At 68.8% G+C, this 221-nt stretch carries 1 protein-coding gene; it reads right to left on the bottom strand.

The window, feature by feature from the left end; all coding sequences use genetic code 11:
* Positions 1-2 precede the first annotated feature (2 nt).
* The gene (locus HMPREF2617_RS12140; RefSeq protein WP_168168351.1) at positions 3-143 is read right to left on the bottom strand and encodes a hypothetical protein; all 141 of its coding nucleotides are present in this window, start codon (positions 141-143) and stop codon (positions 3-5) included.
* Between the last annotated feature and the right edge of the window lie 78 nt (positions 144-221).

Below are 221 nucleotides of genomic sequence, written 5' to 3'. Positions count from 1 at the left end.
GCTCATCCCCGCGAGTGCGGGGCAGACACGTAGCCGAGTTCGACGAGTGCCATGACGCGGGGCTCATCCCCGCGAGTGCGGGGCAGACCGACGTTGGTGGCGCCGGTGCCGATGCGTGAGCCGTGGAGGTGATGTGGGCTCATCCCCGCGAGTGCGGGGCAGACGACCCGAACATCAAGGTCGGACGTAATCAACTGGGCTCATCCCCGCGAGTGCGGGGC

Source organism: Corynebacterium sp. HMSC070H05 (genome assembly GCF_001837615.1).
Taxonomy (GTDB): domain Bacteria; phylum Actinomycetota; class Actinomycetes; order Mycobacteriales; family Mycobacteriaceae; genus Corynebacterium; species Corynebacterium coyleae.
Note: the sequence above shows the minus strand (reverse complement) of the source record. Positions and strands in the feature narration are given on the sequence as shown.